This is a genomic window from Bradyrhizobium sp. WSM4872 (genome assembly GCF_055811715.1).
In genome coordinates this window covers 19482-44119 of sequence record NZ_JBVVPT010000017.1, presented here as the reverse complement: position 1 = coordinate 44119, position 24638 = coordinate 19482, and the positions used below count along the sequence as shown (strand labels likewise).

The following is a 24638-nucleotide window of genomic DNA, read 5'->3' as shown; positions in this document are numbered from 1 at the left end:
TGCGCCCCCGCGCCCGCGCCCCCCGCCCCGCCCCCCCCCCCCCGCCCCCCCCCCCCCCCCCCCCCCCCGCCCCCCCCCCCCCCCCCCCCCCCCCCCCACCGGTCTGCTGCTTAGGGATGCGGCAGGATCTGGTAGGTCGTGGCATAGGGCTCGACCCGGAGCGAGGCGTTGGCCAAAAGCCCGATTCTGGCCGTCGGCGCCTGCTGCAATTCGCCGTTCGGACCGCGATGCACGTTGTACTGCCAGACGGTGAGATCGCCCTTCTGCGCCAACGCGTGTGCAACGGCGCTGGCATCGTTGCCGCCGAGCGCCTGAAGCTCCTCCGTCGACAATCCGACGACGATTTCGTCCTTGATGGTGACGATCTTGAACAGGTTCATCCTGGTCTCCTGCGCCCACGCTCCTTGTATCGAGAAGGTGAGAAGCGCGACTGCGGCGCCCTTGATGAGATCGCAGCGAGAAAACATACCGTCGTCCTTTGGTGCTGGGCGCCTGAATCGATCAATGCATCGGCCACGGCGCCCGTGATCTGCGTGACTGTTTCGCCACCGCTTTGTCGTTTGCTCCTCGAAAACGGTTCACGACGCATATTTCGTCGACGATACAACCGCCGACGCCGGACTCAACAATTACGTGTATACGCTCAAGAAGCGCTAGTTCGCGTCCACCAACGTCCATTCACATCCGAAACAACACGAAACGCAGCATCGATTGACGGCGACCGAGGCTGTATGCCTGATCGATGATGCTTCTTGACGCAGGTGGGTGACGGCGGGCCATATTCCTGTTATCCGGAATTGCCGTGGTGCGATGCAGACGAAGCATCGCTGCGCCAACTGTTAGGCTTGCCGGAGGGGTTGTTTCTTGACATAGTTGCAACCTGTTCAGGTGTGCGCGTTTGCACATGTGGCTTGGCGTGCGAACACACGGGCTTCCCCCCGGGCCGAAAGGCGCGCCGTCGCCATAGCATCCGGTTATGGCATCCGGTTATGGCGTTTGGTTGTTAGTTGGGGCCTCGATGTTGGATCACGAAGTCCGATGCTTGTCATAGGTGCGAGATGAAGAACCTCAATTTCGCAGCTGAGCTGCACCTCAAGCTCGGCGCGCCTGCAAGCGGCACCGTCGAAAGCCTGCGCCTGCTCCGCGCGTTTCTGAAGCTTGCGCCCCGGCAGCGTTTCGAGGTCATCAAGCTCGTCGAAGACCTCGCCACCGAAGAAACCCTTCCCGAACACCCCCTGTCCTGAGCCAGCCTGCGCGCCGGCCTTACGTTTTCCTGCCAGAGCCGGCCGTCGGGCTACGTCTTCCCCGGGCTGGACGCTGGCAGGCGATCCGGCAAGTGTGGTATTCAGTTCTGAAAACGGGAGGAGTGCGACCATGATCGAACCGAAGCTCGAAGTTCCGGCCGAACTGCGCGACCTGGCCGAGAAGACGATTGACCAGGCGGAAAAGGCATTCGGGATGTTTTTCGAAGCCGCCACCAAATCGATGACGACCGTTCCGGGCGCGGGGGCGGATGTGTCGAAGCAGGCGCTCGCTTTCACCGAGCAGAACATGAAGTCGGCATTCGAGCATGCCCGCAAGCTCGTCCATGCCACCGACCTTCAGGAGGCGATGCGAATCCAATCGGATTTCTTGCGCAGCCAGTTCACCAGTGCCGGAGACCACATGCGCCAGATGACCGGCAGTCTGATGCAACCGGGGAAGGGCAAGTCCTGATTCTCGGTGTGTTCACGGCGCGTCCACAGATTGGACTTGCAAGGCGTGAATATCCGCCCTGGTACCGGTCGATGATGGGTCGTCGAATGGACCTCATTCGCCGCCCATCATCATTTCCGCTGATCCTTGGCGGTTCTCAGCAGGGATTTGCATCTGTCGCAGGTGTCTTGACGGATCGATCGCTCTGCTAACGCAGCGATGCGATGTAAGCCGCGATATCGCCGGCTTCGATCCGGCTCAAGGGGAAATTCGGCATCTTCGGGTGCGGGTCTAGCAGGAAAAAGGCGAGCCTTTCCGAACTGAAGTCAGGCCTGCGCGCAACGGACACGAAAGAGGGGACGTCGGCGCTCGCCTGGGTTTGGCCGTTCGCCACGACATGGCAGCTGGCGCACCAGCGCCTCGCAAGGTCGGCGCCGTGATCTGCATCGGCGGCGAGAGCGGACGACGTGCCCACGCTCGAGGCCACGGCAACCAGCAGGCAAATTCGTCTCAAATGCCGGTGCATAGAGCAACCCTGTGTGTTGTTTGCTAGCGACGCCGTCCTCATCCGCAGCACGAACCCGGAAACTGCGAGAGATCGATGCGGGCGATGATCGACCGCAGCAGCTTGCGAGCCGAACGATAGAGATGCCGGACGAATCTCGGCGTCCTTGCCGCAGGCAGGGCAAAGCTTGTCGTATCGAGTCTTTCAAGGTTTTCGATGGAGTGCGACACGTGCCTCTCCGAGATGGCGAGGCCCTTTCTATCGTGGCCGGCTCGCGGCAGCCTTGATCTGCCGCAAAGGGGCCGGACTAATAGTCGCCGGGGTTCATGATCATCGGGCTTCGTGTATCGGCCGGGGCGAGCGCGCTGCTGGCGCTGTCCCGCAGGAAGCGGTCGAGTGTCGCCTGGATCTTCTCTTTGACAGCATCGGGACCGCGATCGCTCATCTCGGTATGCTGTGCGCCAGTGTGGACAATGTCGATTCCGCGCGCCTTGGCCTCTTCTGGCGTCGGCAGCACGCCGGGATCGGTTACGAAATGCGGATCCTTCGAGCGGAACGACAGGATCTTCATGTGGTCGCTAAGCACGAAAGGCACCCGCAGATTGTCGAGCGTGATCACTTTCGACACCAGCTCCGGGTGCTGATGGGCGACATACATCGAAACGTCGCCACCGTTGGAATGCCCGACGAGCGTGATGTGGTCGTAGTCGGCGTTCTCCTGCCGCCGCTTCAACTCGCCCAAGGTGAAGAGGATGTTGGCCTCGCAGCGAATATAGACCTCGCGCCGGCCGACATATTGCTGGCCGGCCTTGGTCATCAGCGGCGGATCGCTCGGCAGATCCTGCTGGATGCTGGCGACGAGATAACCACGTGCGGCGAGCACGTTGGCGAGGAAGGAATATTCGGTGGCTTTGACGGTATTGCCGTTGCTGATGATGGCGAGCGGGAGCTTCCAGAGGCCGAGATTGGCCTTGGTCTCGTAATCGCGCCGTACAGCGATTTCGACGGCAATCGGCCGCTGGCGGGCGGCGTCGAACAGGGTCAAGACCTCATGGCGGATCGCGAACCGGCTGACGACGAAATACTGGCCAACGCCGAGGACGCAGAGAAACGCCAGAACTGCAAACACCTTTTTCATGGTTCCGTCTCAAATCACTTTTGACTGAACATGGCCATTGGGAACTCCCGGATCGAGCGATCGTGAGCAGGTTACGGGATTAAATTTAGGCAAGTCTGTGTGGCAAGGCCCAAAAAGGGCCGCATGCCGGGGGCCACAGCGCGAAGGAGAAGGGGTTTACAGACAACCGCCCTTGCCGCGTTCGGAGCAGAGCCGCAACGCGCTTGACAGAGTAAACAGGAAGCGCGGGCTGCGGCGCTCGTTGTCGGGCGCCCGGTAGCTCAGGGGGACGGCCACGCCGAGATCGGCCTGGAAATCGTCCGGCAGGAAGAACCGCACGCCAGCTCCGGCCGAGGTCAGCGACAGGCCCTCGCTCAGGCGGTAACCGTGGTTCCAGACGGCGCCGGCGTCACCGAAGGCATAGAGCTGATAGCCGGTCCAGTAGCGGAAATTGAGCTTCTGGTCGAAGCGCAGTTCGAGGGAGCCGGCAAGACCGTTGTCGCCGCTGATTTCGGCTGCGCCATAGCCGCGCCCGAAGGCAGCGCCGCCGAGATAGAATTGCTGCGAGGTGAACAGCGGCCGTGACGCCGTCTGGCTCGCAGCGGAGAGCTTGAGCGACCAGACGTCGTTGAGCGTCTGGTAGCGCGTGAACCAGAGGTTCAGCACCGAGAAGTTCGATGACGCGCCATCGCGCGACAACAGGTCGTCGTCGAAATGCGAGGCACCGAAGATGTCGAGGCCCTGGCGGTAGGTCAGCGTCGCGAAATTGGTGCCGCCGAAATGATCCTGGAGCCGGTAGTCGGCGGTCAGGCTCGCGGTCCTGATGTGGTCGTTGTACCAGGCGCCGTAAAGGTCATGCTCGGACACGTTGCTGAAGGTCGTCGCCGCGGTCAGGGTCAGCGAGGAGGATTGCGACTGCAATGGGACGACGCTGGCACGCAGCTCGAACGCCTCGGTCGTGGTGATGTCGCTGTCGAGGCGGCGCGCATCGCCCGGCCTGACCGCGCTGTATAGGACGGACCCGCCAAGACGCACGCCGTCGACGCCGACGGGTGCATCGTAGGACAGCCGTGCGAAGCCAAGCTGGCGGGGGTCGTTGGCGATGGTCGACAGGTTGACCGCCAGCGTGTCGCCGGGCGTGAGATAGGAGTTGAACGCGCCGATCGCATAGGTCTGCCACGGACCGACTGATGATGAGCCGAGATTGTCCAGACCGAACGACGAGAAGACGTGCCAGGTCTTCAAATAGACGATGAGGCGGAAGCGGCCGGTTGCACCGCCGATCTCCTCCAGTGCGGTATCGGTGATCCGGACACCAGGTCTGCCGTTGACGAGAAAGAGCTGACGTTCCAGCGTTGCCAGGCGCGACGGTTGCTCAGCCAGAACCGGCCCAAGCATCGGTCTCACGTCGAACTGCTCGGCGCCATCACCTTTCAGCTCGGTCTGCACGATGGCGCCTTCGATCACCTGGATCCGGAGCAGGCCGTCGGCAATGTCCTGCGGCGGCACGATCGCACGGCTCAAGTGAAAACCATCGGCGCGGTAGAGATCGCTGATCGCGCCGGCGATCGCGGCGAGATCCGCCTGCGAAACCTTCTTGCCGACATAGGGCTGGTAGACCGCGGCGATGCGATCGGGGGAAACGGCCCGGGCTCCGCTGACGTTGATGCCGCGCAGCACGAACTGAGGCTTGGTATCGCCGCCGGTGTTGGGCTGACCGACTGTCGGGAGTCTGACCGGAGGACGTCTCAGGGATTCCCGCTCGGTTTGGTTTTCAAAATATTTCTCTGGTTGGCGCGGATCGAAGCCCGGCTGGTTCGCCTGCTGCGCGAAAGCCTGAGGAACTCCGGCAAAAAACGGTGCCAACAGCACCATTGTGGTAACGACATGCCGCTTCCCTACGGGCGCAACGCGCCTGTCCCCGTAGTTTGACGGAGATGTGCCCGTGAAGCGGTAAGGGTTCGTTAGCCACATGATTTTTCATAGTTTTTTATGGTCAATGAACCGTTAACGCGACCGCTCCGCTGGCCGCTTCCCGATAATCCTATGTTGAGTGATTTCGGATACCCCTCAAGGCCGGCTGTAACGCGGACTGAGGATCGTCATGCTCAACAAGATTGGAATGCGGTGCGCCTTCGCGGCTGCGCTGATCGTGGGAACGGCCTCGGGCGCATCCGCCGCGGACGACGGCGTCTGGTCGGTCGGCAAGGCCACCGGCGAGGTCTGGGTGGCCACCAGCGGCGCTCAGCAAGTGTCTTTAAGTCAGCAGGAGGCGCTCAAGCCCGGCGACACCATTCGCACCGGACGTAATGGCCGCGTGCTGCTCGTCCGCGGCGAGGAGACGATCCTGATCTCTCCCAACTCGGTGGTCGGCTTGCCGACCGAGAGCAAGGAGGGCCTCTCGACTACCATCATCCAGCAGGCAGGTTCGATCCTGCTCGAGGTCGAGAAGCGCAACGTCAAGCATTTCGAGGTCGAGACGCCCTATCTCGCCGCCGTGGTCAAGGGGACCCAGTTCAGCGTCACGGTGGGCGCGGGCAGCACCAAGGTCGGCGTGCTTCGCGGCCAGGTCGAGGTCTCCGACTTCAAGACCGGACAGATCGCCCAGGTCCTGCCGGGACAGGCGGCCACCGTCTTCGAGCATGGCAAGCCCGGCCTCTCTCTGAGCGGCTCTGGCACCTTCAATCCGATCGAGCACGGCAAGCCGCGCGCCTCGAGCATCGAGCGCGTCCCCGTGCCGAAATCAGGCCTGTCAGCCCCGCGCAACGCCGCGAACGGCCATGCGATCCATGCGCTCGGTCCAATCGACAAGGGCACCAAGGCGGCCCGCGCGCTCAAGCCATCGCAACAGGCGGCCGGAGCTCACGCGTCCAAGGGCAGTGCTGCAAAGCCTGGCGTCGTGCGGATCTCGAACTCGCTCGGCGAGGTCAAGCTGAACGTCCACAAGGTCACGCACGGGCTCGCCCACGGCGGCGGTGCCGCCGGACAGGTGCGCAACGCGCACGCCAGCACCGAGACGGTTTGGAGCGACTCGAAAGCGAGCACGACGGCGTCCAACAGCACCGTCCAGACTGCGGTCACGACGAGCAGCGGCGTGACGGCTGGCAGCACCAGCTCGTCGGCTGCGAGCACGACAATAGCCGCGACCACGGCCGGTGCGTCCAGCGACGGCTCTGGGGCCGGCAGCGGAGACTCCGGTGGCAAGACCAAACCGGACAAGGGCAACTCCGGTAACGGCAATTCCGGCGAGGGTAACGGCAACAACGGTGCCACCGGTAACGGCAGGGGTAACAACGGTAACGGCAACGGGAATGGCGGCGGCAACGGCAGCAATGGTCACGGCAATGCGTTTGGCCACAACAAGCACTGAGGCGATTTCTTAGGGGATGAGGGGGCGTACCTGCAGAAGCGGGTGCGCGGGAGGATCGGAGTGAAGCGCTATCGTCCGCATATTCTAGTCGTGACCGCGCTGGCGATCGTGCTGTCCACGGGGTGGCATGGTGCGCTTCGCAACGCGCTGACCGACCTGCGGTTCACTTGGCAATCGCGTGCCGCGAGCGGCAACGTCGTTGTGGTAGCCATCGATGCGCCCTCGATCGACCAGATCGGGGTATGGCCCTGGCCGCGCCGGCTGCACGCGGAACTGTTGCACAGATTAGAGGCCGCGGGGGCGCAGGACATCGCTTTCGACGTCGATTTCAGCTCGCCATCCGATCCAGCCTCCGACGAGGCCTTCGTGAACGCATTGCGTGACGTCGGCGGCTCGACGATCCTGCCGTCCTTCAAGCAGCCGGCGCCGAATGGCGGCGCAGCTCACATCAACCGCCCCCTGAAGCCGTTCAGCAACCAGTCGTGGCCGGCGCTGGTCAATGTCGCGATCGAATCCGACGGGCTCGTTCGCCGATATCCGTTCGGCGAGAAGCTGGGCGATGCCTTGATGCCGTCGATGGCCGTCGTATTGGCCGGGCAGGACGCCAATCGGCGGCCGCCGTTCCTGATCGATTTCAGTATTCGGGCGAGCTCCGTTCCGAGTGTCTCCTATGTCGACGTGCTCCGCGGCGAAACCGCCGCTCTCGACAGGCTGAGAGACAAGAAGGTCATCGTTGGTGCGACGGCGCTCGAACTCGGCGACCGCTTCAGCGTTCCAAATGGCCGCATCATCTCCGGACCCATCCTCCAGGCGCTGGCAGCGGAATCGATCCTCCAGAGCCGGATGCTGCGCTGGACCTCCGATACCGGCATGATCCTGGGTCTCGCTGTGGTCTGCCTGCTGATGGTGTATTCGTGGCGCCGCCTCGGACCGGGAATTCGCGTCGCAATCCTGATCTCGGCCGGGGCAGTCTTCGAGCTGGTTGCGGTCCTCGTGCAAGCAAGATGGCCGTTCATCATCGACACATCGCTGTTCCACATCGCGATTGTGGCTTATCTGACGGCGGTTGCACTCGACGAAATCGATTTCCGCGGTCTCTTGGGGCGCATCGCCGAAAGCCGCTTTCATCGTATTGCGATGTCGCTCGGCGATGGCCTCGTCTGCACCGATGAGGGTCAGCTGATCACCGTGTGGAATCCCGGCGCCAGTGCGATCTTCGGCTATATGCCCGCCGAGATCATCGGCCGCCCGTTCGAAACGCTGTGCGCCGTGTCGGTGGACGGTGACGCGAGGCCGTCCATGCGCGACGCCACACGCCAGGCCCTCCTGGTTCCCGGCGGGGCGGTCGTCGTTGAATTCGAAGGACGGCGCAAGAACGGTGAAATTTTTCCGGTCGAGGCGAGCTTCTCAGGCTGGCAGGGAACGGACGGCTTCCAGTACGGAGCGATCCTCCGCGATATCTCGGTCCGCAAGCGCGAGGCCGAACGCGTCAGATACCTCGCCGAGTACGACGCGCTAACCGGTCTTGCCAACCGCAACACGCTGCATGCCGGACTGGTCGACATGATCGCCGATGCGGGGCAACGCCCTTGCGAGGTCGCGCTACTCGTGATCGGGCTCGACGGCTTCCAGAGCATCAACGACATGCTCGGCCATTCCGCCGGAGATCTCGTGCTGCAGGCGGTCGCGGGGCGCCTGAAAACCGAGGCGCGCGACGGCGCTGTCGTTGCCCGGCTTAGCGGAGACGAATTCGCCATTGCGCGCAAAGGCGGCGACGGCGACGAGCCGATCGCAGAGTTCGCCGAGCGCATCGCGCGCGCGTTCGAAGCGCCGCTTGCGACCAGCAAGCGGCAGCACCGCGTCAGGATCAGCGTCGGCGTCGCCGTCCATCCGGAAGGCGGACACAGCGCCGACGATCTCCTGAGCAACGGTCATCTTGCGCTGACCAAGGCAAAGCTGACGCGGCGCGGCGGTTATGTGGTCTTCGAGAGCGCGATCCGGCAGGAGCTCGAGAACCGGCTGACGCTGGAGAGTGAATTGGCGCTCGCCGCCGATCGCGGCGAGTTCGAGCTGTTCTACCAGCCGCAGGTTCGCCTGATCGACGCGAGCCTGGTCGGCGCCGAAGCTCTCATCCGCTGGCGGCACCCCGTGCGCGGCTACGTTTCGCCGGGAGAGTTCATGCCGGTTGTCAATAGCTCAGCCCTGTCTGAGCGGATCGGAAACTGGGTGATGGAGACCGCCTGCCGACAGGCACGCGTCTGGGAATTGTCCGGCGACAGAGTGCGCGTCGCGATCAATTTGTCGCCCTCGCAGATCCACTCCGGCGACCTCGCGCATTCGGTTGCGGAAATGCTCGAAGCGACGGGGCTCACGCCGTCGCTGCTCGAACTCGAGGTTACCGAAGACATCCTGCTTCACGACGAAGCCCGCGTGCTCGACATGTTCAAACGCATCCAGCAGCTCGGCGTCCGCGTCCTGTTCGACGATTTCGGCACTGGCTATGCGAGCCTGAGCTATTTGAAGAAGTTTCCGCTCGATGGGCTCAAGATCGACCGGTCGTTCGTGCTCGGACTGCTCGCGAACTCCGACGATGCCGCGATCGTTGGGTCGACCATCGGCCTCAGCAAACAGCTCGGACTGACGGTCGTGGCCGAAGGCATCGAGAATCGCGCTACGGCCGACTTCCTGGTGAGCATGGGATGCGAGGAAGGCCAGGGCTATTTCTTCGGCCGTCCGATGCCGGCGGAGGCATTCGAGCGGCAATTCCTCGCAGCCGAGTGCGTCGCCGTCAGTGCCGCCTGAACGGGCCCGCTCAATTCTAGCGCCGCCGCGCGACCGCGACCCCGAACAGGAAAGCAACGAACAGGCTGGCGAGCGGCGCTTCGCGCGTGATTGCAGCGACGGTCGCGAGGGGGCGGCCCGGTTTCCTCGCTTCGTCGATAGCGGAGGTCACGCGGTCGACAGCTGCATGCAGGCCACCTGCGACTTCACCGATGGTGCGGGATACGTCCGTCGCGGCATCGATGGCGCGCTCGGCCATGCCGGGATGTGAGGTGGACTGCGGGATCTCCGTGCTCAAGTGCGCGACCTCCAGGCTGATCATGTGACGGAGGCCGATACCTTTGGCTATCCGCGCGAGCGCTCGTTCTGAACAGCGGGTCGCATGACCTTTGGCTATCCGCGACAGGCGCCGTGGTTTTGACGGCGGGTACCGGCCTTGAATGAGCAATTCGGCGCGCCGGATTTTGTTCCGAGACGAGGCGTCCCCAGCGCGGACCTTCCCCGTGAAACGACGGATGCGAATCTCTGTTAGGCTGGCTCAATCTTGCTGATCTCGGGAGACAGCTGTGACCGACCCGACCACGACGGATCGAGCCCGGCGCATCGCCTTGCTCGGCGCTCCCATCGACATGGGGGCTTCGCAGCGCGGTACCCTGATGGGCCCTGCGGCGCTCCGCACCGCCGGCCTTGCGACACTGCTCGAGAGCCTGGATTTCGAAGTGGCCGATTACGGCGATCTCTCGGTGGCCGAGCTCCGGGACCTCGCAGACAGGCCCCCCGACAAAGCCAATCACTACCGCGAAATTCAGCGATGGACGCGCGTGCTGAGCCGCAGAGGTTACGAGATCGCGAAAACCGGCGCGCTGCCGATTTTTCTCGGCGGCGATCACACGTTGTCGATGGGATCGGTGAATGCCATGGCCCGCCACTGGCAGGAGCGCGGACGCGAGCTATTCGTGCTCTGGCTCGATGCCCATGCCGACTACAACACGCCGGCGACGACGATCACCGCCAACATGCACGGCATGTCGGCGGCATTCCTGTGCGGCGAACCCGGCCTTGACGGATTGCTCGGCGATGATCCGCGCGCCCCGATCGATCCCGACAGGCTCGACCTATTCGGCGCGCGCTCAATCGACAAGCTCGAAAAGGAGTTGATGCGCACGCGCCGGATCAGGGTTGTCGACATGCGCCAGATCGACGAGTTCGGCGTCGCCGTGCTGATCCGCCGCGTCATCGAGCGCGTCAGGGCCAGCAACGGCGTACTGCATGTCAGCTTCGATGTCGATTTTCTCGACCCCTGCGTCGCACCGGGCGTGGGCACGACAGTGCCGGGCGGCGCGACCTATCGTGAGGCGCATCTGATCATGGAGCTCCTGCACGATTCCGGCGTGGTCGGGTCAGTCGACATCGTCGAGCTCAATCCGTTTCTCGACGAGCGCGGCCGCACCGCGCGCACCGCGGTCGAACTGATCGGCAGCCTGTTCGGCCAGCAGATCGCCGACCGGCCGACCCCGAGCAATGCGATCGCGCCGGGCGAGTGACGGACGAGCCGTTTGTGCATCGCGAAGAAGAGAACTGCCGTCGCCGCCACCGGATTTAGATCAGTCCAGATGGAAATCGCCTGTTTTTGAAACAGGTGCGAATTGCAAATGCTCGTCGCAGAATGTTTGATGCGGATCGCGCTTCAGCCGAGGATCCGCAAATGAGTAGAACGTTCGACAAACCCGCGGGGACGACTCGCCGCCGCTTTCTGCGCGGCGGTGCTGCGGTGGCGGGTGGTACCGTGCTGGGCGCACGCGCATCGGTTGCCGCCGAGACCGACAACCTTCCACCCAACATTCCCGAATGGATGAAGGCACCGGGCGAGCCGACGGGGGGCCAGCTCTATGGCGCGCCGTCACCGTTCGAGAAGGGCGTCGTCAAGAACATCTCGAAGACGCTCAAGCAGTACATATCGGCCTCCAGCCGGACGCCATTGCAGGAGCTCGATGGCATCATCACGCCGAACGGCCTTTTCTACGAGCGTCATCACGGCGGCGTTCCCACCATCGATCCGGCCCAGCACCGGTTGATGTTGCATGGGCTGGTCGAGCGCCCGCTGATCTTCACAATGGATGATCTCAGGCGTTTCCCGTCGGAATCGCGCGTCCACTTTCTCGAATGCTCCGGCAATCCCGGCTACACCAAGCCATACGGCAAGACAGCGTCGGACCTCGTGGGTCTGGTGAGTTGTGCAGAATGGACCGGCGTCAGCCTCAAGCTGGTGCTGCAAGAGGCCGGGCTGAAGCCGGAAGCCAAATGGGTTGTTGCCGAGGGCGCCGACGCGGCTGCACTGACCCGCAGCATCCCGATCGAGAAATGCCTAGAGGACGCCATGCTGGTCTACAGCCAGAACGGCGAGCGGCTGCGCCCGCAGCAGGGCTATCCGCTGCGGCTGTTCCTGCCGGGCTTCGAGGGCAATATGAGCGTGAAGTGGCTGCGCCGCCTGCATGTGGCGGCTGAGCCGGTTTATTCGCGCGAGGAGACCTCGAAATACACCGACCTTCTGCCGGACGGCACCGCGCGTGAATTTTCGTTCTACATGGAGGCGAAGTCGATCATCACACGGCCCTCGGGCGGCCAACGTCTGAGCGCACCCGGCTTCCACGAGATCACCGGCCTCGCCTGGAGCGGGCATGGCAAGATCGCGCGTGTCGAAGTGTCCGTCGACGAGGGAAAGAATTGGCAAAGCGCGCAATTGCAGGAGCCGGTGCTGACGCGTGCTCTCACGCGCTTCCGTTTGCCGTGGCGATGGGACGGCAAGCCCGCCGTGATTCAGAGCCGTGCCATCGACGAGACCGGCTATGTGCAGCCGACGCTCTCTGAGTTGCTCGCGGTGCGCGGCGAGAACTATTTCTACCACAACAACGCGATCTGGCCGTGGCGCATCGCGGCCGACGGCGAGGTGACCAATGCGCTGGCGTGAGACTTGCGGCATTGCTGTCGTCATCTTGCTGTGTGCGTTCGCGAGCGGAGCGCAAGCACAAAGCCTGTACGGCCTCGGACGCCCCGCGACAGCTGCGGAGATCGCGGGCTGGAATATCAACATCGGACGCGACGGCAGCAATCTGCCGAAGGGAAGCGGCTCGGTCAGCCATGGGCGCGAGGTGTTCGCCCAGCAATGTGCATCATGTCACGGCGACAAGGGCGAGGGCGGGCTCGGTGACCGGCTCGTCGGTGGGCAGGGCACGATCGCAACGCCAAAGCCGATCCGCACGGTCGGTAGCTATTGGCCGTATGCGCCGACGCTGTTCGACTACATCCGCCGCGCGATGCCGCAGAACGCGCCGCAATCGTTAAGCGATGAGGAGGTTTATGCGGTCTCCGCGTACATCCTGAACCTGAATGGACTGATAGAAGCGGATGCGACGCTCGATGCCAAATCGCTTGCGGCCGTCAAAATGCCGAACCGCGACCGGTTCGTCGGCGATACCCGGCCGGATGTGAAACACTGAATGCCTTGTGGCGCTCAGGTTCCCCGCTTGGAACTTGCGTTGGCCAAGGGCGGAACTCGCAGGACCCGATTGCATTAACCTGCGAGAGGAAAAACCTATGGATTCCACGATGGCAACGGACCGCTTCGCAAATTCCATGTCCTCAGCGCTTCGCCATCCCGGCGTGATCGCGTTGATTGTGGCCGCGGTGACGATTGCTGCGATGCTCATCGTCGATCACGGACCATGGAATCGGGCCAAGACGCAGCCTGCTCACGTTGCGATGTACGCAACCACGGGTGAAGCCGCGCGCGCCGCAGGTGCCAAAATTCTCCCGACCGAACCGAAATCACCGATCGAGCCGGCGCGGCCGGGGCCGAAGACGTCCCCGACCGTCAATCCAGTGACGCCGTAAGGATGCTCAGCCCTTGCGGCCGTAGTTGAGCAATCCGCCGCTGGTCTTGGGCGGATGCGCGCGAAGGGCTTCCTCGTTCGGATCGGTGCCCCAGCCGGGCCGGTCCGGAATGATCAGATGGCCGTTCTGAATTTCAGGCTCATGCGTGAAAAGCTCGCGGTCCCACGCCAGGCGATCGATGTCGATCTCCATGATGCGCAGGTTCGGCACGGCGGCGCAGAAATGCGCGTTCATCATCGAGCAAAGATGACCGTAGAAATTATGTGGCGCAACGTTGACTTCGAAGGCTTCCGCAGCGGCTGCGATCTTCATCGACTGCCAGACGCCGTTCCAGGGCGTGTCGATGATTGCGACGTCCATGGCCTGTTCGCGGAAATAGGGCAGGAATTCCCGCAAGCCCAATAGCGTCTCGCAGGACGAGATCGGATGCGGACTTTGCCTGCGGATGTAACCGAGTGCTTCCGGATTGAAACTGTCGATCTCGATCCAGAACATGTCGAGGTCCGCAATGGTGCGCAGGATCTCCAGATAGCCCTCGGTCTTGGCGTTGAAGTTGCAGTCTAACAGGATGTCGACATCAGGGCCTGCACCGTCGCGGATCGCTTCCAGATGCATGCGCAGGTCGCGCAGGATCTTGCGATCGACGTTGATTTCGGGGGCGAAGGGCGAGCCGAAGCCCGGTCGCCAACCGGTTGGCTTGCCGTCGTCGTAGGAGAAAATGTTGGTCTTGAGCGCGGTGAACTTGTTCTCGCGGACCTCGCGTCCCATTGCCTTGACGCCGTCGAGGTTCTCGATCGGCGGCTTGTACCAGGACGGATGATTGATCCGCCACGTCGCGCAATGCGACCAATAGACCCTGACACGGTCGCGGATCTTGCCGCCGAGCAGTTCGTAGCAGGGCACACCGAGACACTTCGCCTTGGCATCGAGCAGCGCATTCTCGATCGCGCCGAGCGCCTGCGCCACTACGCCGCCGGCGGCGGGACGCGTGGCCGCGAACAGCTCTGCGTAGATGCGCTCGTGCCGGAAGACGTTCTGCCCGACGACGCGGGCGGACAGGCGCTGGATCGCAGCGCCGACGCCAGGCGAGCCGAAGCCCTCGTCGAACTCGCTCCATCCGACGATGCCGTCCTCGGTCGTCAGCTTGACGAAGTGATAGTTTCTCCAGCCGGCGTCGCAGGCGAGAATTTCGAGACTCGTTGCTTTCGACGATTTTGTCATGTCGCTCCCTGTCGCCCGGCTGGGCTTTGTTTTTCTTGTGGCGGGGTCGCAAGCCCGGCTCCAGCCACAATTGTTAGGCTAACGGCGCTGCGCAGTGAAGCCCGGCGAGGGGCGCCTGGAAGCCCCTTCCGGCCATTCTATCGGAAAGGTTCGTGGAATCCGGTGGGGACAGCCATGATCTTTCCCGGGATCGTCCTGAAAAGGGACCATGCTTTGACGTTTTTGGCCACAATCGGGATCGACCCTCCGGCCATGAAATTTCTGGCTGTGATTTCGATCCTGGCGCTGCTCACGATGGGTGGAGCCGCCATTTCCGATCAGTTTCTGACGGCCGATCAGCACGCCGCGCACGGGGTGGAATAGCGCGGCGGGCGGAGATGCTATTTGTCTTGGGGGAGACAGCGATGCTTTCGATCGACCAATTCCTGCGCTTCATCAGCGTACCGGCCGTGTTCGCGGCCCTCGTCATCGCCTCGCAGATATCGGCCGCCTTGTCGCAAGGTTAGTGAAAGGCTGGTCAGCCGATCGCGGACGCGCCGAGCAAAGCGAGCACGGCCAGCGCCATCAGCGCGGTGCCGAGCCACCCCAGCGCGACGAGCCATGAGCGGCCCTTGAAGCGGCCCATGATCGCCTTGCTCGACACGATCAGCATCATCATGGCCATGATCGGAACGGCGACGATGCCGTTGAGCACGGCGCTCCAGACCAGCATGTGGATCGAATCGATCCCGGTGAACCCTAGGCCGAAGCCGATCGCGGTCGCCGCGGCGATGATGGTGTAGAAGCCGACCGCCTCGTCGGGCTTCGCCTCCAGCGTCGCGCGCCAGCCGAAGATCTCCGCCACGCCGTAAGCGGCCGAGCCCGCCAGCACGGGAATCGCGAGCAGGCCCGTGCCGATGATGCCGGTCGCGAACAGGGCGAAGGTGAAGTCGCCGGCGAGCGGCCGCAGTGCTTCGGCGGCCTCCGTCGCCGAATTGATGTTGGTGACGCCATTCGCGTGCAGCACCGAGGCGGTGGTGAGGATGATGAAGAAGGCGATGCCGTTGGAGAGCAGCATGCCGGAGAGGGTGTCGGCCCGGATGCGCGCCAGCTCCGGACTGCCGCCGCGCTTCAGCTCGCGCAGCGGCTTGTCGCGCTTGCCTTGGTTCATCTCCTCGACCTCCTGCGAGGCCTGCCAGAAGAACAGATACGGGCTGATCGTGGTGCCGAGCACGGCGACGACCATCATGAAATAGTCGGCGCTGACATTCGTCTTCGGCCACACCGCCGCGAGCAGCGCCGTGCTCCACGGGATCTTGACGGTGAAGGCGGTCGCGACATAGGCGAACAGCGCCAAGGTGAGAAATTTCAGCACCGGCGAATAGCGCCGATAGGGCAGGAACACCTGCAGCAGGGTCGAGCCCGCCGCGAAGATCAGCGCGTGCTCGTGGTTGAGGCCGCCGATCACGAGCGACAGCGCCTCCGCCATCGCGGCGATGTCGGCGGCGATGTTGAAGGTGTTGGCGGCAACGAGCATGGCGACGAGCGACAGCACCGCCCAGCGCGGCGCGATCTGCATGACGTTGGCGGCGAGCCCCTTGCCGGTGACGCGGCCGATCCGGGCGCTGACGAGCTGGATGGCGATCATGAACGGCGTGGTCAGAAACACCGTCCAGAGCAGTCCGTAGCCGAATTGCGCGCCGGCCTGCGAATAGGTGGCGATGCCGGACGGATCGTCGTCGGCGGCCCCCGTGACGAGACCCGGCCCCAGCCTCTGCAATAGCGTCGGCGCGGATTTCGTGGGGGCGAGGGCATCGTCGGTCATGGCAGAAGGGTCTCGGTCGGCGCGCGTCCTTCACAAATGCCAGGGAGGGAACAAGGTTCCCGGGCGACGCGTAACGGGCTCCTCGCCAATTTCTGATAAAGAGAATCTCCGTTTGACTCGTCGGGCAAAACACCTGTATAAGTGCATCATCCAAGAATACCCGGTGCAGCCTTTGCGCGCATTCCGAGCGCGACCGGCCCGTCATGGCCGGCCGGGCTCAACTATGGGGCTTCCCGGCTTCTGAGCGCTGGTTTTTCGAGGCAAGCGAGTTTGAGAACACAGCCGTCAACGAGGCTCTTTTGAAGGCAGATCCTCCGACGCTTGAGGCGTACTTGGCCAAGGCATAGGATTGCAACGGAGCTTACAGAGGGACCGGTAAACCGGCGTACTGCGCAGTAGACTTGTGGTCTAGTCCTTCCGAGCAGCGTCGAACAGTGATCCTACTGACCGCAGATTGGGCCCTCGCCAAATGCGACGGCTGATGGATCCCATAGCACGCGGCCAAAACTATGAAAGCCCAGCAAGAGTCGGCCGAAAAAAGGCCGAGATCAATGACCTCGGCCTGTAGTGAGGGAGGATTCGCTGGCATGAACGCCAGCAATGCTTTTTCGCTGAACCGGTGCACCGTGTCTGTCACCCTCGAAGGTGACGGCGAGCGCGCCGCCCCGCTGATCCAGGCGCTCGCACACAAGCCATAACGGAGCACCAAGTCCAATCGGACACATCGTCTGTATCCGAGCAGCTCGTTCATGGGCGTATGGTTGCGCTGCAAATGATGCCCTCCGCAAGATTAAACTTTCCATAAAACACGCAGGTCGTGACCGGTCCATAATCCGGACAGGTTTCTGTCCCTTTCCCGGGTGACAGAAGCATTCCCAGGAGCGGTGTAGGCAACGTCAAGGCGGGGCATCGTTTGCGGGATGCGGCTGCCGAGCGAGGAGGTTGCTTTGCACCTCTTTTCATTTATTCGATTCACGGCGGTTTCGCTGGCAGTTTGCGCGTCCCCCTGCGCGATCGCGCAAATCTCTGACAATGTAGTCAAGATCGGCGTCCTAACTGACATGTCTGGGCCAGGTTCGACATCGACAGGGCAAGGTTCTGTCACGGCGGCTCAAATGGCAATTGACGACTTCGGTGGAAGCGTAATCGACAAACCGATCTCGATAGTAGTTGGCGATCATCAAAATAAGCCCGACATCGGCGTAAACATTGCAAGGGCGTCGGCTATGTCATTCCAAACCTGCTCAATTGGCCGGATTCAGTTGTCGTGCTGGATGTGAAAAAGGAGAACTGGGATCGCTCGGCGGGATTTCGTGCAGCGCATGGGCAGGAGGTCCACCTGTTCGATCCGCTCGAGGAGAGCGGCCGCACGGCGCGCTATAACCCGCTAGGTTATGTGCGCAGCGATCCCGCCGATCTCTATGACGATCTGCAGCGCATCGCGGTGATGCTGTTTCCGGCCGAAAGCCGCGGCGACCCGTTCTGGTTCGAGGCAGCACGTTCTGCCTTTGTGGCGATCGGCGGCTATGTCGCGGAAACGCCGGGCTTGCCTCTGACGATCGGCGAGATTCTGCACCAGCTATCCGCGGCCAGCGACCTCAAATCCCATTTTGAGAGGGTTATCGCGGCTCGCAAGTCGGGTCCTTCACCACTGTCCCGTCACTGCATCACAGCGTTGAACGACTTCCTCGCAGCTTCCGAAAACACCATGAACTCGGTGCGCAAGACAGTCACGGCGAGGCTCGGTCTCTGGCTCAATCCTCGCATCGACGCGGCGACTTCGACCAACGATTTTGATTTGCGGCAGCTGCGGCAACGGCCGATGTCGATCTATCTCGGGGTCACGCCAGACAATCTCGACCGTATGGCACCGCTTCTCAATCTGTTTCTCCAGCAGGTGGTCGATCTCAATACTCGCGAACTGCCGGAGCAGAACTCCAAACTCAATCGCAAGGTGCTGCTTCTGCTCGATGAGTTTCCGGCGCTTGGCAATGTCAATGTGCTCGCGAAATCAGTGGCGTTCATCGCCGGATACGGCATCCGCCTCCTCACCGTGATCCAGAGTCCGGCTCAGCTTCGTGCAATTTACGGGGTGGACGCCGCCCGTAACTTCATGACCAACCACGCCGTCGAGGTCGTTTTTGCGCCAAAGGAACAGGATGTAGCCAATGAGCTGTCGGAGCGCATTGGCTACGACACGGTGCAGGCGCGCAGCCGGAGCGGACCAAAAGGGCTTGCGACGCGCTCGACCAGCGAGACCATCTCCGAGCATCGTCGCGCCCTGATGTTGCCGCAGGAATTGAAACTCTTGCCGAGATCCAAGGCCTTCATCCTAGCCTCCGGCCTGCCGCCCGTTATCGCCGACAAGATCGTGTATTACGAAGACAAGGCCTTCCTCCAGCGTCTGCAGCCGGCGCCCGCCCCGGAGATGCCCAAGGGCCGCTCGAATGCGCTGATTGAGGCGGAAATCAAAGAGCTCCGGTCCGAAGTCGCTGAACTCCGCACGGTATTTCGGTCGCGACCGATGAGCGACGAGGAGGTCGCCGATCCCTCGACGATCCCTGCCGGCGCCAGTTTCGATTTCGGCGATGTGGATGTGGACCTGGAGGGGCTCTCGGAGAAAGAGTTAAAGGTTTGGACCCTGAACTACATCGACGCGCAGGCAGTTCCGCCGGTGCGGCGGTCCAGCCGCAAGCAAAGCGGACAGCAGCATGAACGAAACGCATAAGGACCGGGAGGACTTCAGTCTCGAGCGGCAGGATCGCAGCGGGCGCGCTCCGTATAAGGAAAGTCCGTCCAACGAACCCCAAACGAAGTCGCCGACCGTCGACCAGGACGCGCTTCCCGAGCGTATCCGCCGCAAATACTACGTGCTGGCAAATGAGCCACGCGAAGATCGAGCTCGCGGGGAAATGCGCCTTTATGCCGACGCGCGCGGCGAGTATCTGGCATTCAAGGCGACCCAAGATCGTCTGGTTACGCGCCTGGCCGCCGCGGAAGTCATTCGCGACATGGTCAGCGTGGCGCAACATCGGCAATGGGATGTATTCCAGGTCCGCGGCTCCCTCGAATTCCGACGCGAGGCTTGGCTTGAGGCCGGCTCGCGGGGTCTGGAAGTACAGGGCTATGAGCCGACCGCCCTCGATCGGCAGGCACTCTCGGATCGCCAAGAAGTCTGGAACCGAACACACCCTCGTACGTATGAGCCGGAGGTTCGCTCAGTTGCCGACGACGGCTCGCCCACCGCGAGGCTCGACTACGACAAGGGCATTTCGGGGCGTCTGATCGAACTCGGCCGGGCACCCTACGGCAACGACAAAACTGCCGAGGTATCGACCTACGTAGCGATCGAGCTCGACAACGGTCAGCGGCATAACGTCTGGGGCGTAGGCCTGGAGGACGCGGTCGCCGAGAGCAAGGCGCGGCCCGGCGACCAGATCCATTTGCGCCGCGAGGGGGTCGAGCGCGTCGTCAAGGCGATCAAAGTCATCGATGCCGCAAGCGGAAGTGCCCGAATCGAGCGGCGGGACGTGGCGCGCAACCGCTGGAGTGTGACGGCGGAGATTTTTCGAACGACTGATCGAGGCACAGCCGCTCGCGATCCAGACCTGGTCGCGGCGCAATCGCAAATGGTGATAATTGAGAAGGCGGTGGAACGCGCGTTTCCAGAGAACGAGCGGGCGCGGAGAAGTATCACAGAGGCAGCAAAGGAGCGAATTGCGCAGCACCTCGAGCAAGGTCATTCGTTCCCGCGAGCGACAGTTTTAGCCCGCACTCAGGAGCGCCACCCCAGGAGACCCGAAAAGGACGCGGGCCTTCATGAAACGCGGCTACGATTGAAGGAACAGGAACGCTGACTGTTCAGGATTGAAGCCGCTGAGCCTTAATCAGCCGGTCCCAGGTTCGCGCCTGGTGCGCCCACCAAACAAATCAAGACCTTTGCGAGAGAAACCGTTTGCCCGGGCCACGTTGCTGGGCGTGCGTGGAGGAGGGCGTGCCGCGCTGGTTCCGCCGGCTCTCGGACACCACCTTCGATCGGACGGCCTGCTTGAGGAAAGAGCGCCAGGTTTCCGGAATGACCGTTGTGTCCGACACTGTTGGGCTCCGGTCGTCAATGCGCAAGCGATATGATTCGGTTTTGACGCACCTTAACCGCCGTAGGGCGGGCGGTAAGCGATGGTGTAGTCTCCATACCGCGTTCCGAGGGCCACCGTGGCCGCCGGCCGTGATGACGCATCAGCCCGATAGCGGCGGTAGGGATGCCTAGCACAGTTGGGTGCGCCGGCTCATGGAGCTTGGCTGAGGAGACGAGGTGCCAAGTCTATGCATCTGACGACTGCGGCGCCGATGGCATGCCGGTTCGATCACTGCATCTTCTGCCCGAGGTCTCTCAGCAGCGTGTGGAGAAAGTCGCTGGCATGGTCGTATTGTGCATTGCCCTTCGTGATTTGACGGACGTGTGGATCCATTGCGCGACCAACGGTTTCGGAGCCGAGCAACTCAGCTCTGTCCGACCACTGCTGCAGCAACGTATCCGGTATATCGTCCGCAGATCCGAACATCCGCAAAAGCGAATGTTCGGCCTCGGGCTTGTGGTCGTGATGAGCCTTGGCCGCATACAAAGCGAATAGTCCCCGGAAGGCATCACGGGAAACGGCAGGTTTTCCCATCGCAATGTCCCTGAAACAATTACGTTCTCAATAGGCGCAAGTTTGACGCGGCCGTTCGGGAAAAGCTAGAAAAAACTAAAGTCCTATGCCCTTTCGTTTTCGAAGAGTTTGCCGTTGGACTGAGCAATGCCAACCCGTCAATGATCGTGACCTATTTGAACGATGGCCTGGTTGGCCATTTGAGGCGCCTCTGGCTCTTGTCGCTCCCAGCCGCTCCATTTGTGAAGCACAAGCCGGCGGAGGGGCCGGCTTGTAGAACCTAGCGCAGATGTTGCGGCCACCGCGGCTTGCACTAAGCTTCATTCGATTAGATCCGAATTCTTTTGTGGAGTAGCGTCATGTCGAGTGCGATTGAGTTGATTGTGGATGGCTACGCAAGAGTGAAAGACCGCCAGTCGCTTGAAGAGCTGAGAATCCATCGCCGGCGACTTGCCGGAGACCTGAAAGCCTGGGCGGGCTTTGACTGCAGGTTGTCGATTGCGCAGATCGAGCAGGACATCGCGGCAATCGAGGCGGGCCTGGAAATGTTGTCGGGGCCGGTCGGCGGTTAAGCTAAAGGCGCCAACCCGATGGCGGCGAGCGCACAGCGAGGGCAAGTGCTGCGATCGTTCGTCATGGCTGCCCTCGTACTGGTCTGGGGATCCTCGTCCGCGCTCAGCCTGACGTCGGAGGAGATCATCGCCAAGCTTCGCGCCGCCGGCTATTCGCACATCCAGGAACTACCAGCCGGAAAGATAAAGACCTACAAGGCCGTCAAGGAAGGCACCGCGCGCTCGCTAATCGTCGACAGCACCGGCCACATCGCAGAAGTGGCAAGGTAGCTAGATGGGCAGACGTAGCCAGACGTCTTTGCTGGACAGCGTGCCTGTTGGGGTCGCAATCTCCATATCTACAACACGAAACGAGCCATGACTTTCGTAAACGTAGCGAAGGTGCCAGACCGGGCCGGGCTCCGGCGAGATGGCGAAGTCGTCCAAGGCAGACGCAACATATCGAACGGCATCGCGTCGCTCAACCGGGGCGGAGAACATCGCCTCTATGAGCGCGGCCAGGCTCATGCCGCCGACCAGCATGGTTCGTGCCGTTTCGTCGCCGTAAGTAAGCCGGAGCGCAGTCACGACTGCCGCAATAGCGTCGGGGTTCTTTAGAGCCACGGTAGATCCGTTCGCCCAGCAAAACCATAATGCGGATTCCGCCCGTTTCGTGCAACCGGCATCGATTCGCGGCCAACTATCTCAATGCCTAAATGCCCAGGGCGAGCCGCTCCTGCGAAGCTCGATCAGCGGAGCAGACGGGAAAGCTGCGGCTGGAGACGCTTGAGCCGTTCTCACGGTCCTCCGACTACGAGGCCAGGGCGTCCCTTGAGGGGGCGCTCGGCGGTCCACGCTGACCTGACGTGCGGCGAAGGCCGCAGCGGGAGGTTAAATCGCTGCGGCCCACGCGTCGTCAATGAAGCCGGGTTAAAAACACCAAGTGAAATATGCAGCCAGCCCGGTAGCAAAAATTCTGCCGCACCTTTGTCTGTTTTGCAAACACAATTTCGGTGGAACCGAAATCCACCTAGCAGGCATTCTGTTCCGAGCGGCGGAACAATTCTGATTTTTCTGCCGCTGCGAAGCGAGGGGGCGCTGCACAGAGACCCAGTCAATCTAGCCGGTGGGGACCCGGCTACTGGCATTACGCCGATAGGACCGATTGCGGACGCAAGAGTTGCCTTGAGTCCTCAGCCCCTCGCTGAGATTAAGCTTTCCGGCGGGTTCTTTTTGACTGTGCGGGACCGAGCGCGTTCAATCCATAATGTTGATGGAGACGAGCGTGATCAGTTGGCTGTTAGTCATCATTATCGCGGCCAGCGTTGCGGTCCTGATAGCTCACGCGATTGACGCCATCCGCTCCTGAAGACGAGCGCACCGGCGGAAAGTGGCACCTCATTTGATGACAATTTAGGGACGCGGCATCAGTCCGGCTTGCTTGTAGCGATCGGAAGTGGAGACGGTTCTGGAGTGATAAGGATTGTCGCTAAAGCTTATCAGTCTGCCTTAAGATGGATGGGCACGGGTGTAGAGGTAAAGGCAGTCCTACGAAGTCGAATGCCCCGGGGGGCGAGCTGAGTTGGCGGTACCCAGCTTTGCTAGCGAAGCACGCTTCGTCCTCGGAAGCCGAGCCGTACTCGGGGCATTCCTCCGGCATCCCGAGCGCGTTTACTGGGCTCACCGGCGCGGTCGTAGGCAACCACCGTCCCTGCTTTCTTTACGCATTCTTTGCAGGTCGGCAGTCACCATTGGATTCCCAGCAGCGCTCGCACTCACTAGCTCGCTTGCGTTCGAAGAAAAGCCGTGGCATCGAGCAAGGTGGGCCTGAGCTCCCTTCAATACCAAAGAGTTCGTCTCGTATCGGCGCACACTCGACTATTTCCTCGAGCCCGGCTGCATGCCAACAGTGGACCTATGTGAACAGGGGCCTATCGGGCATGCGACCTGCCCCTTTATCGATAATGTCGATGCTGGCTGTGGGATTGCTAGCTTCACTTCGCAGGCGGTCGGGAAGAAATGTAGGCCTCCATACACGCCGGCGTCGTGACCTTTACGAGTTCGTCAAAGCCAAGTTAGCGCGTGATATTGCCGTTCTGGTATAACCTTGATCAATTTGACTCGGCCGGAGTATTTCTCACCAGGCTTCGGCTTAGGCGAGGACCGACCCTTCAAGAGCCTCGCGCATGTCCTTGAGCAGAACGTGCTTCTTCATGGTGAGGATTTTCAAGGTATCGGTCGGATCCATGCCAGCTTAACGAGCAGCGCCTCGGCGCCCGCCTCAGGCTATTTCGTTAATAGCACGCAAACTCTCACCAGGCGCTCCAAGAAACATCTTCATGGTTTACGGATTGTTCGCCATCCATTGGCGGCGTCCCCGATCGTGGAAATCACGTGAGCGTAGGAGGCGAGCGGCCCAGTACATGGCCGCACGAGCCATTTTTCAGCTGCTCCTGACAAGTCCGCATCGAAGCCGTACGACCTGGACCTAAATCGGAGTCAGATGCTCTTCGACGTCCTTACGCTCGTTTGGGAAAATGATCGATTTGGCGCTCCCTATGTCGAGCGTAATTGAGTTGATCGTCGACGGGATCCCCGTTCTGACCGAGGTCTGTTCTGATCGGCATAAGATCGCAAAGTGAGGGAAGACACCGCCGGGGCTGGCTTGGCAGTACCTTCCCTCAGACAGCCCGCCAAAACATCCCGGCGACCTGTCCCACAGAACAGGATGACGCCATGTCCCAGCAAAACAACGCAGCGCGGGTTGCGCTACGGCTTACAGTTGCCATTTCCGTTCTCACCCTTGCGAAAAGACATTAAGCTTCCGTAATTGCGAGCTTTTCAAATCAGATTTCCAATGCCGTGGGGCGCCAATGAACGTTTTCAGCGAGCGTTTGCAACGTATTAGGACCAAGAACAAAAACTGCTTGAACAATGCTCGAAATAAAGCGCTTGCGCGAACTTGTTGCGGTAGCACAAGCCGGGGCGCGAAACAGCCCTCAGCACGTGCGTGAATCAGACCTTGGCCTGATCGCGCACGCCAGCGTCACCACT

General features: G+C 61.9%; 22 protein-coding genes and 1 pseudogene. 14 read left to right on the top strand and 9 right to left on the bottom strand.

What is annotated here, in order from left to right:
* Positions 1 to 110: 110 nt before the first annotated feature.
* A complete protein-coding gene (locus AC0L3C_RS22020) occupies positions 111 to 467 on the bottom strand; it encodes a hypothetical protein (RefSeq protein WP_473266716.1) in 357 nt (118 codons plus the stop codon).
* 591 nt (positions 468 to 1058) lie between these two features.
* Between AC0L3C_RS22020 and AC0L3C_RS22015 the strand changes: the two genes are divergently transcribed.
* A complete protein-coding gene (locus AC0L3C_RS22015) occupies positions 1059 to 1244 on the top strand; it encodes a hypothetical protein (protein WP_007612798.1) in 186 nt (61 codons plus the stop codon).
* A 130-nt stretch (positions 1245 to 1374) separates the two neighbouring features.
* Positions 1375 to 1716 carry a phasin gene (locus tag AC0L3C_RS22010; RefSeq protein WP_007601491.1) on the top strand — a complete coding sequence of 114 codons (342 nt, stop codon included), beginning with the start codon at positions 1375 to 1377 and terminating at the stop codon, positions 1714 to 1716.
* A gap of 187 nt (positions 1717 to 1903) precedes the next feature.
* On the opposite strand, the gene AC0L3C_RS22005 is transcribed toward AC0L3C_RS22010, so the two are convergent.
* The 3 genes from AC0L3C_RS22005 to AC0L3C_RS21995 all read right to left on the bottom strand — a co-directional run bounded on the left by AC0L3C_RS22005 (position 1904) and on the right by AC0L3C_RS21995 (position 5291).
* Positions 1904 to 2221, bottom strand: a complete 318-nt coding sequence (locus tag AC0L3C_RS22005; protein ID WP_007601492.1) for a c-type cytochrome — start codon at positions 2219 to 2221, stop codon at positions 1904 to 1906.
* Between the two features lie 286 nt (positions 2222 to 2507).
* Positions 2508 to 3338, bottom strand: coding sequence for an alpha/beta fold hydrolase (locus AC0L3C_RS22000; protein ID WP_473266714.1), 831 nt, complete (start codon positions 3336 to 3338; stop codon positions 2508 to 2510).
* A gap of 156 nt (positions 3339 to 3494) precedes the next feature.
* Positions 3495 to 5291, bottom strand: a complete 1797-nt coding sequence (locus AC0L3C_RS21995; RefSeq protein ID WP_473408968.1) for a ShlB/FhaC/HecB family hemolysin secretion/activation protein — start codon at positions 5289 to 5291, stop codon at positions 3495 to 3497.
* A gap of 130 nt (positions 5292 to 5421) precedes the next feature.
* Between AC0L3C_RS21995 and AC0L3C_RS21990 the strand changes: the two genes are divergently transcribed.
* Both AC0L3C_RS21990 and AC0L3C_RS21985 read left to right on the top strand, forming a co-directional pair.
* Complete coding sequence (locus tag AC0L3C_RS21990) at positions 5422 to 6687, top strand: FecR family protein (protein ID WP_473408967.1); 1266 nt, start codon at positions 5422 to 5424, stop codon at positions 6685 to 6687.
* A 60-nt stretch (positions 6688 to 6747) separates the two neighbouring features.
* Entirely contained in the window at positions 6748 to 9489 is a 2742-nt protein-coding gene (locus AC0L3C_RS21985; protein ID WP_473408966.1) for an EAL domain-containing protein, read from the top strand.
* Between the two features lie 16 nt (positions 9490 to 9505).
* Here AC0L3C_RS21985 and AC0L3C_RS21980 read toward each other — a convergent pair whose 3' ends face one another.
* The gene (locus AC0L3C_RS21980; RefSeq protein WP_473266705.1) at positions 9506 to 9790 is read right to left on the bottom strand and encodes a hypothetical protein; all 285 of its coding nucleotides are present in this window, start codon (positions 9788 to 9790) and stop codon (positions 9506 to 9508) included.
* Between the two features lie 244 nt (positions 9791 to 10034).
* Here AC0L3C_RS21980 and rocF point away from each other — a divergent pair, with 244 nt between their 5' ends.
* The 4 genes from rocF (at position 10035) to AC0L3C_RS21960 (ending at position 13359) form a co-directional block, all read left to right on the top strand.
* Positions 10035 to 11012 carry an arginase gene (gene rocF, locus AC0L3C_RS21975; protein ID WP_473280595.1) on the top strand — a complete coding sequence of 326 codons (978 nt, stop codon included), beginning with the start codon at positions 10035 to 10037 and terminating at the stop codon, positions 11010 to 11012.
* A gap of 161 nt (positions 11013 to 11173) precedes the next feature.
* Complete coding sequence (gene soxC, locus AC0L3C_RS21970; protein WP_473408965.1) at positions 11174 to 12436, top strand: sulfite dehydrogenase; 1263 nt, start codon at positions 11174 to 11176, stop codon at positions 12434 to 12436.
* Complete coding sequence (locus tag AC0L3C_RS21965; RefSeq protein ID WP_473408964.1) at positions 12423 to 12965, top strand: c-type cytochrome; 543 nt, start codon at positions 12423 to 12425, stop codon at positions 12963 to 12965. Before soxC ends, AC0L3C_RS21965 begins: the two co-directional genes overlap by 14 nt.
* Positions 12966 to 13062: 97 nt before the next feature.
* A complete protein-coding gene (locus tag AC0L3C_RS21960; protein WP_007601505.1) occupies positions 13063 to 13359 on the top strand; it encodes a hypothetical protein in 297 nt (98 codons plus the stop codon).
* Between the two features lie 6 nt (positions 13360 to 13365).
* On the opposite strand, the gene AC0L3C_RS21955 is transcribed toward AC0L3C_RS21960, so the two are convergent.
* Complete coding sequence (locus AC0L3C_RS21955; RefSeq protein ID WP_473408963.1) at positions 13366 to 14580, bottom strand: mandelate racemase/muconate lactonizing enzyme family protein; 1215 nt, start codon at positions 14578 to 14580, stop codon at positions 13366 to 13368.
* A 174-nt stretch (positions 14581 to 14754) separates the two neighbouring features.
* Here AC0L3C_RS21955 and AC0L3C_RS21950 point away from each other — a divergent pair, with 174 nt between their 5' ends.
* Positions 14755 to 14943, top strand: a complete 189-nt coding sequence (locus tag AC0L3C_RS21950) for a hypothetical protein (protein WP_473348272.1) — start codon at positions 14755 to 14757, stop codon at positions 14941 to 14943.
* 154 nt (positions 14944 to 15097) lie between these two features.
* Here the strand turns inward: AC0L3C_RS21950 and AC0L3C_RS21945 are convergent, their stop codons facing one another.
* Complete coding sequence (locus tag AC0L3C_RS21945) at positions 15098 to 16384, bottom strand: NRAMP family divalent metal transporter (protein WP_473408962.1); 1287 nt, start codon at positions 16382 to 16384, stop codon at positions 15098 to 15100.
* A gap of 920 nt (positions 16385 to 17304) precedes the next feature.
* Here AC0L3C_RS21945 and AC0L3C_RS21940 point away from each other — a divergent pair.
* The 3 genes and pseudogenes from AC0L3C_RS21940 to AC0L3C_RS21930 all read left to right on the top strand — a co-directional run.
* Positions 17305 to 17601, top strand: a pseudogene (locus AC0L3C_RS21940) (ABC transporter substrate-binding protein); the annotation flags it as partial.
* A 50-nt stretch (positions 17602 to 17651) separates the two neighbouring features.
* The gene (locus tag AC0L3C_RS21935) at positions 17652 to 19112 is read left to right on the top strand and encodes a type IV secretory system conjugative DNA transfer family protein (protein ID WP_473408961.1); all 1461 of its coding nucleotides are present in this window, start codon (positions 17652 to 17654) and stop codon (positions 19110 to 19112) included.
* A complete protein-coding gene (locus tag AC0L3C_RS21930) occupies positions 19096 to 20241 on the top strand; it encodes an LPD7 domain-containing protein (RefSeq protein ID WP_473408960.1) in 1146 nt (381 codons plus the stop codon). The genes AC0L3C_RS21935 and AC0L3C_RS21930 overlap by 17 nt, the downstream gene beginning before the upstream one ends.
* A 507-nt stretch (positions 20242 to 20748) precedes the next feature.
* Here AC0L3C_RS21930 and AC0L3C_RS21925 read toward each other — a convergent pair.
* Positions 20749 to 21054: a hypothetical protein gene (locus AC0L3C_RS21925; protein WP_473408959.1), complete on the bottom strand. Its 306-nt coding sequence runs from the start codon at positions 21052 to 21054 to the stop codon at positions 20749 to 20751.
* A gap of 338 nt (positions 21055 to 21392) precedes the next feature.
* Between AC0L3C_RS21925 and AC0L3C_RS21920 the strand changes: the two genes are divergently transcribed.
* Both AC0L3C_RS21920 and AC0L3C_RS21915 read left to right on the top strand, forming a co-directional pair.
* Positions 21393 to 21605 (top strand): hypothetical protein, encoded by a 213-nt coding sequence (locus AC0L3C_RS21920; protein WP_473408958.1) that lies wholly within the window; start codon positions 21393 to 21395, stop codon positions 21603 to 21605.
* A 63-nt stretch (positions 21606 to 21668) separates the two neighbouring features.
* A complete protein-coding gene (locus AC0L3C_RS21915) occupies positions 21669 to 21875 on the top strand; it encodes a hypothetical protein (protein ID WP_106946763.1) in 207 nt (68 codons plus the stop codon).
* On the opposite strand, the gene AC0L3C_RS21910 is transcribed toward AC0L3C_RS21915, so the two are convergent.
* Entirely contained in the window at positions 21876 to 22208 is a 333-nt protein-coding gene (locus AC0L3C_RS21910; RefSeq protein WP_473408957.1) for a hypothetical protein, read from the bottom strand.
* Positions 22209 to 24638: the final 2430 nt, after the last annotated feature.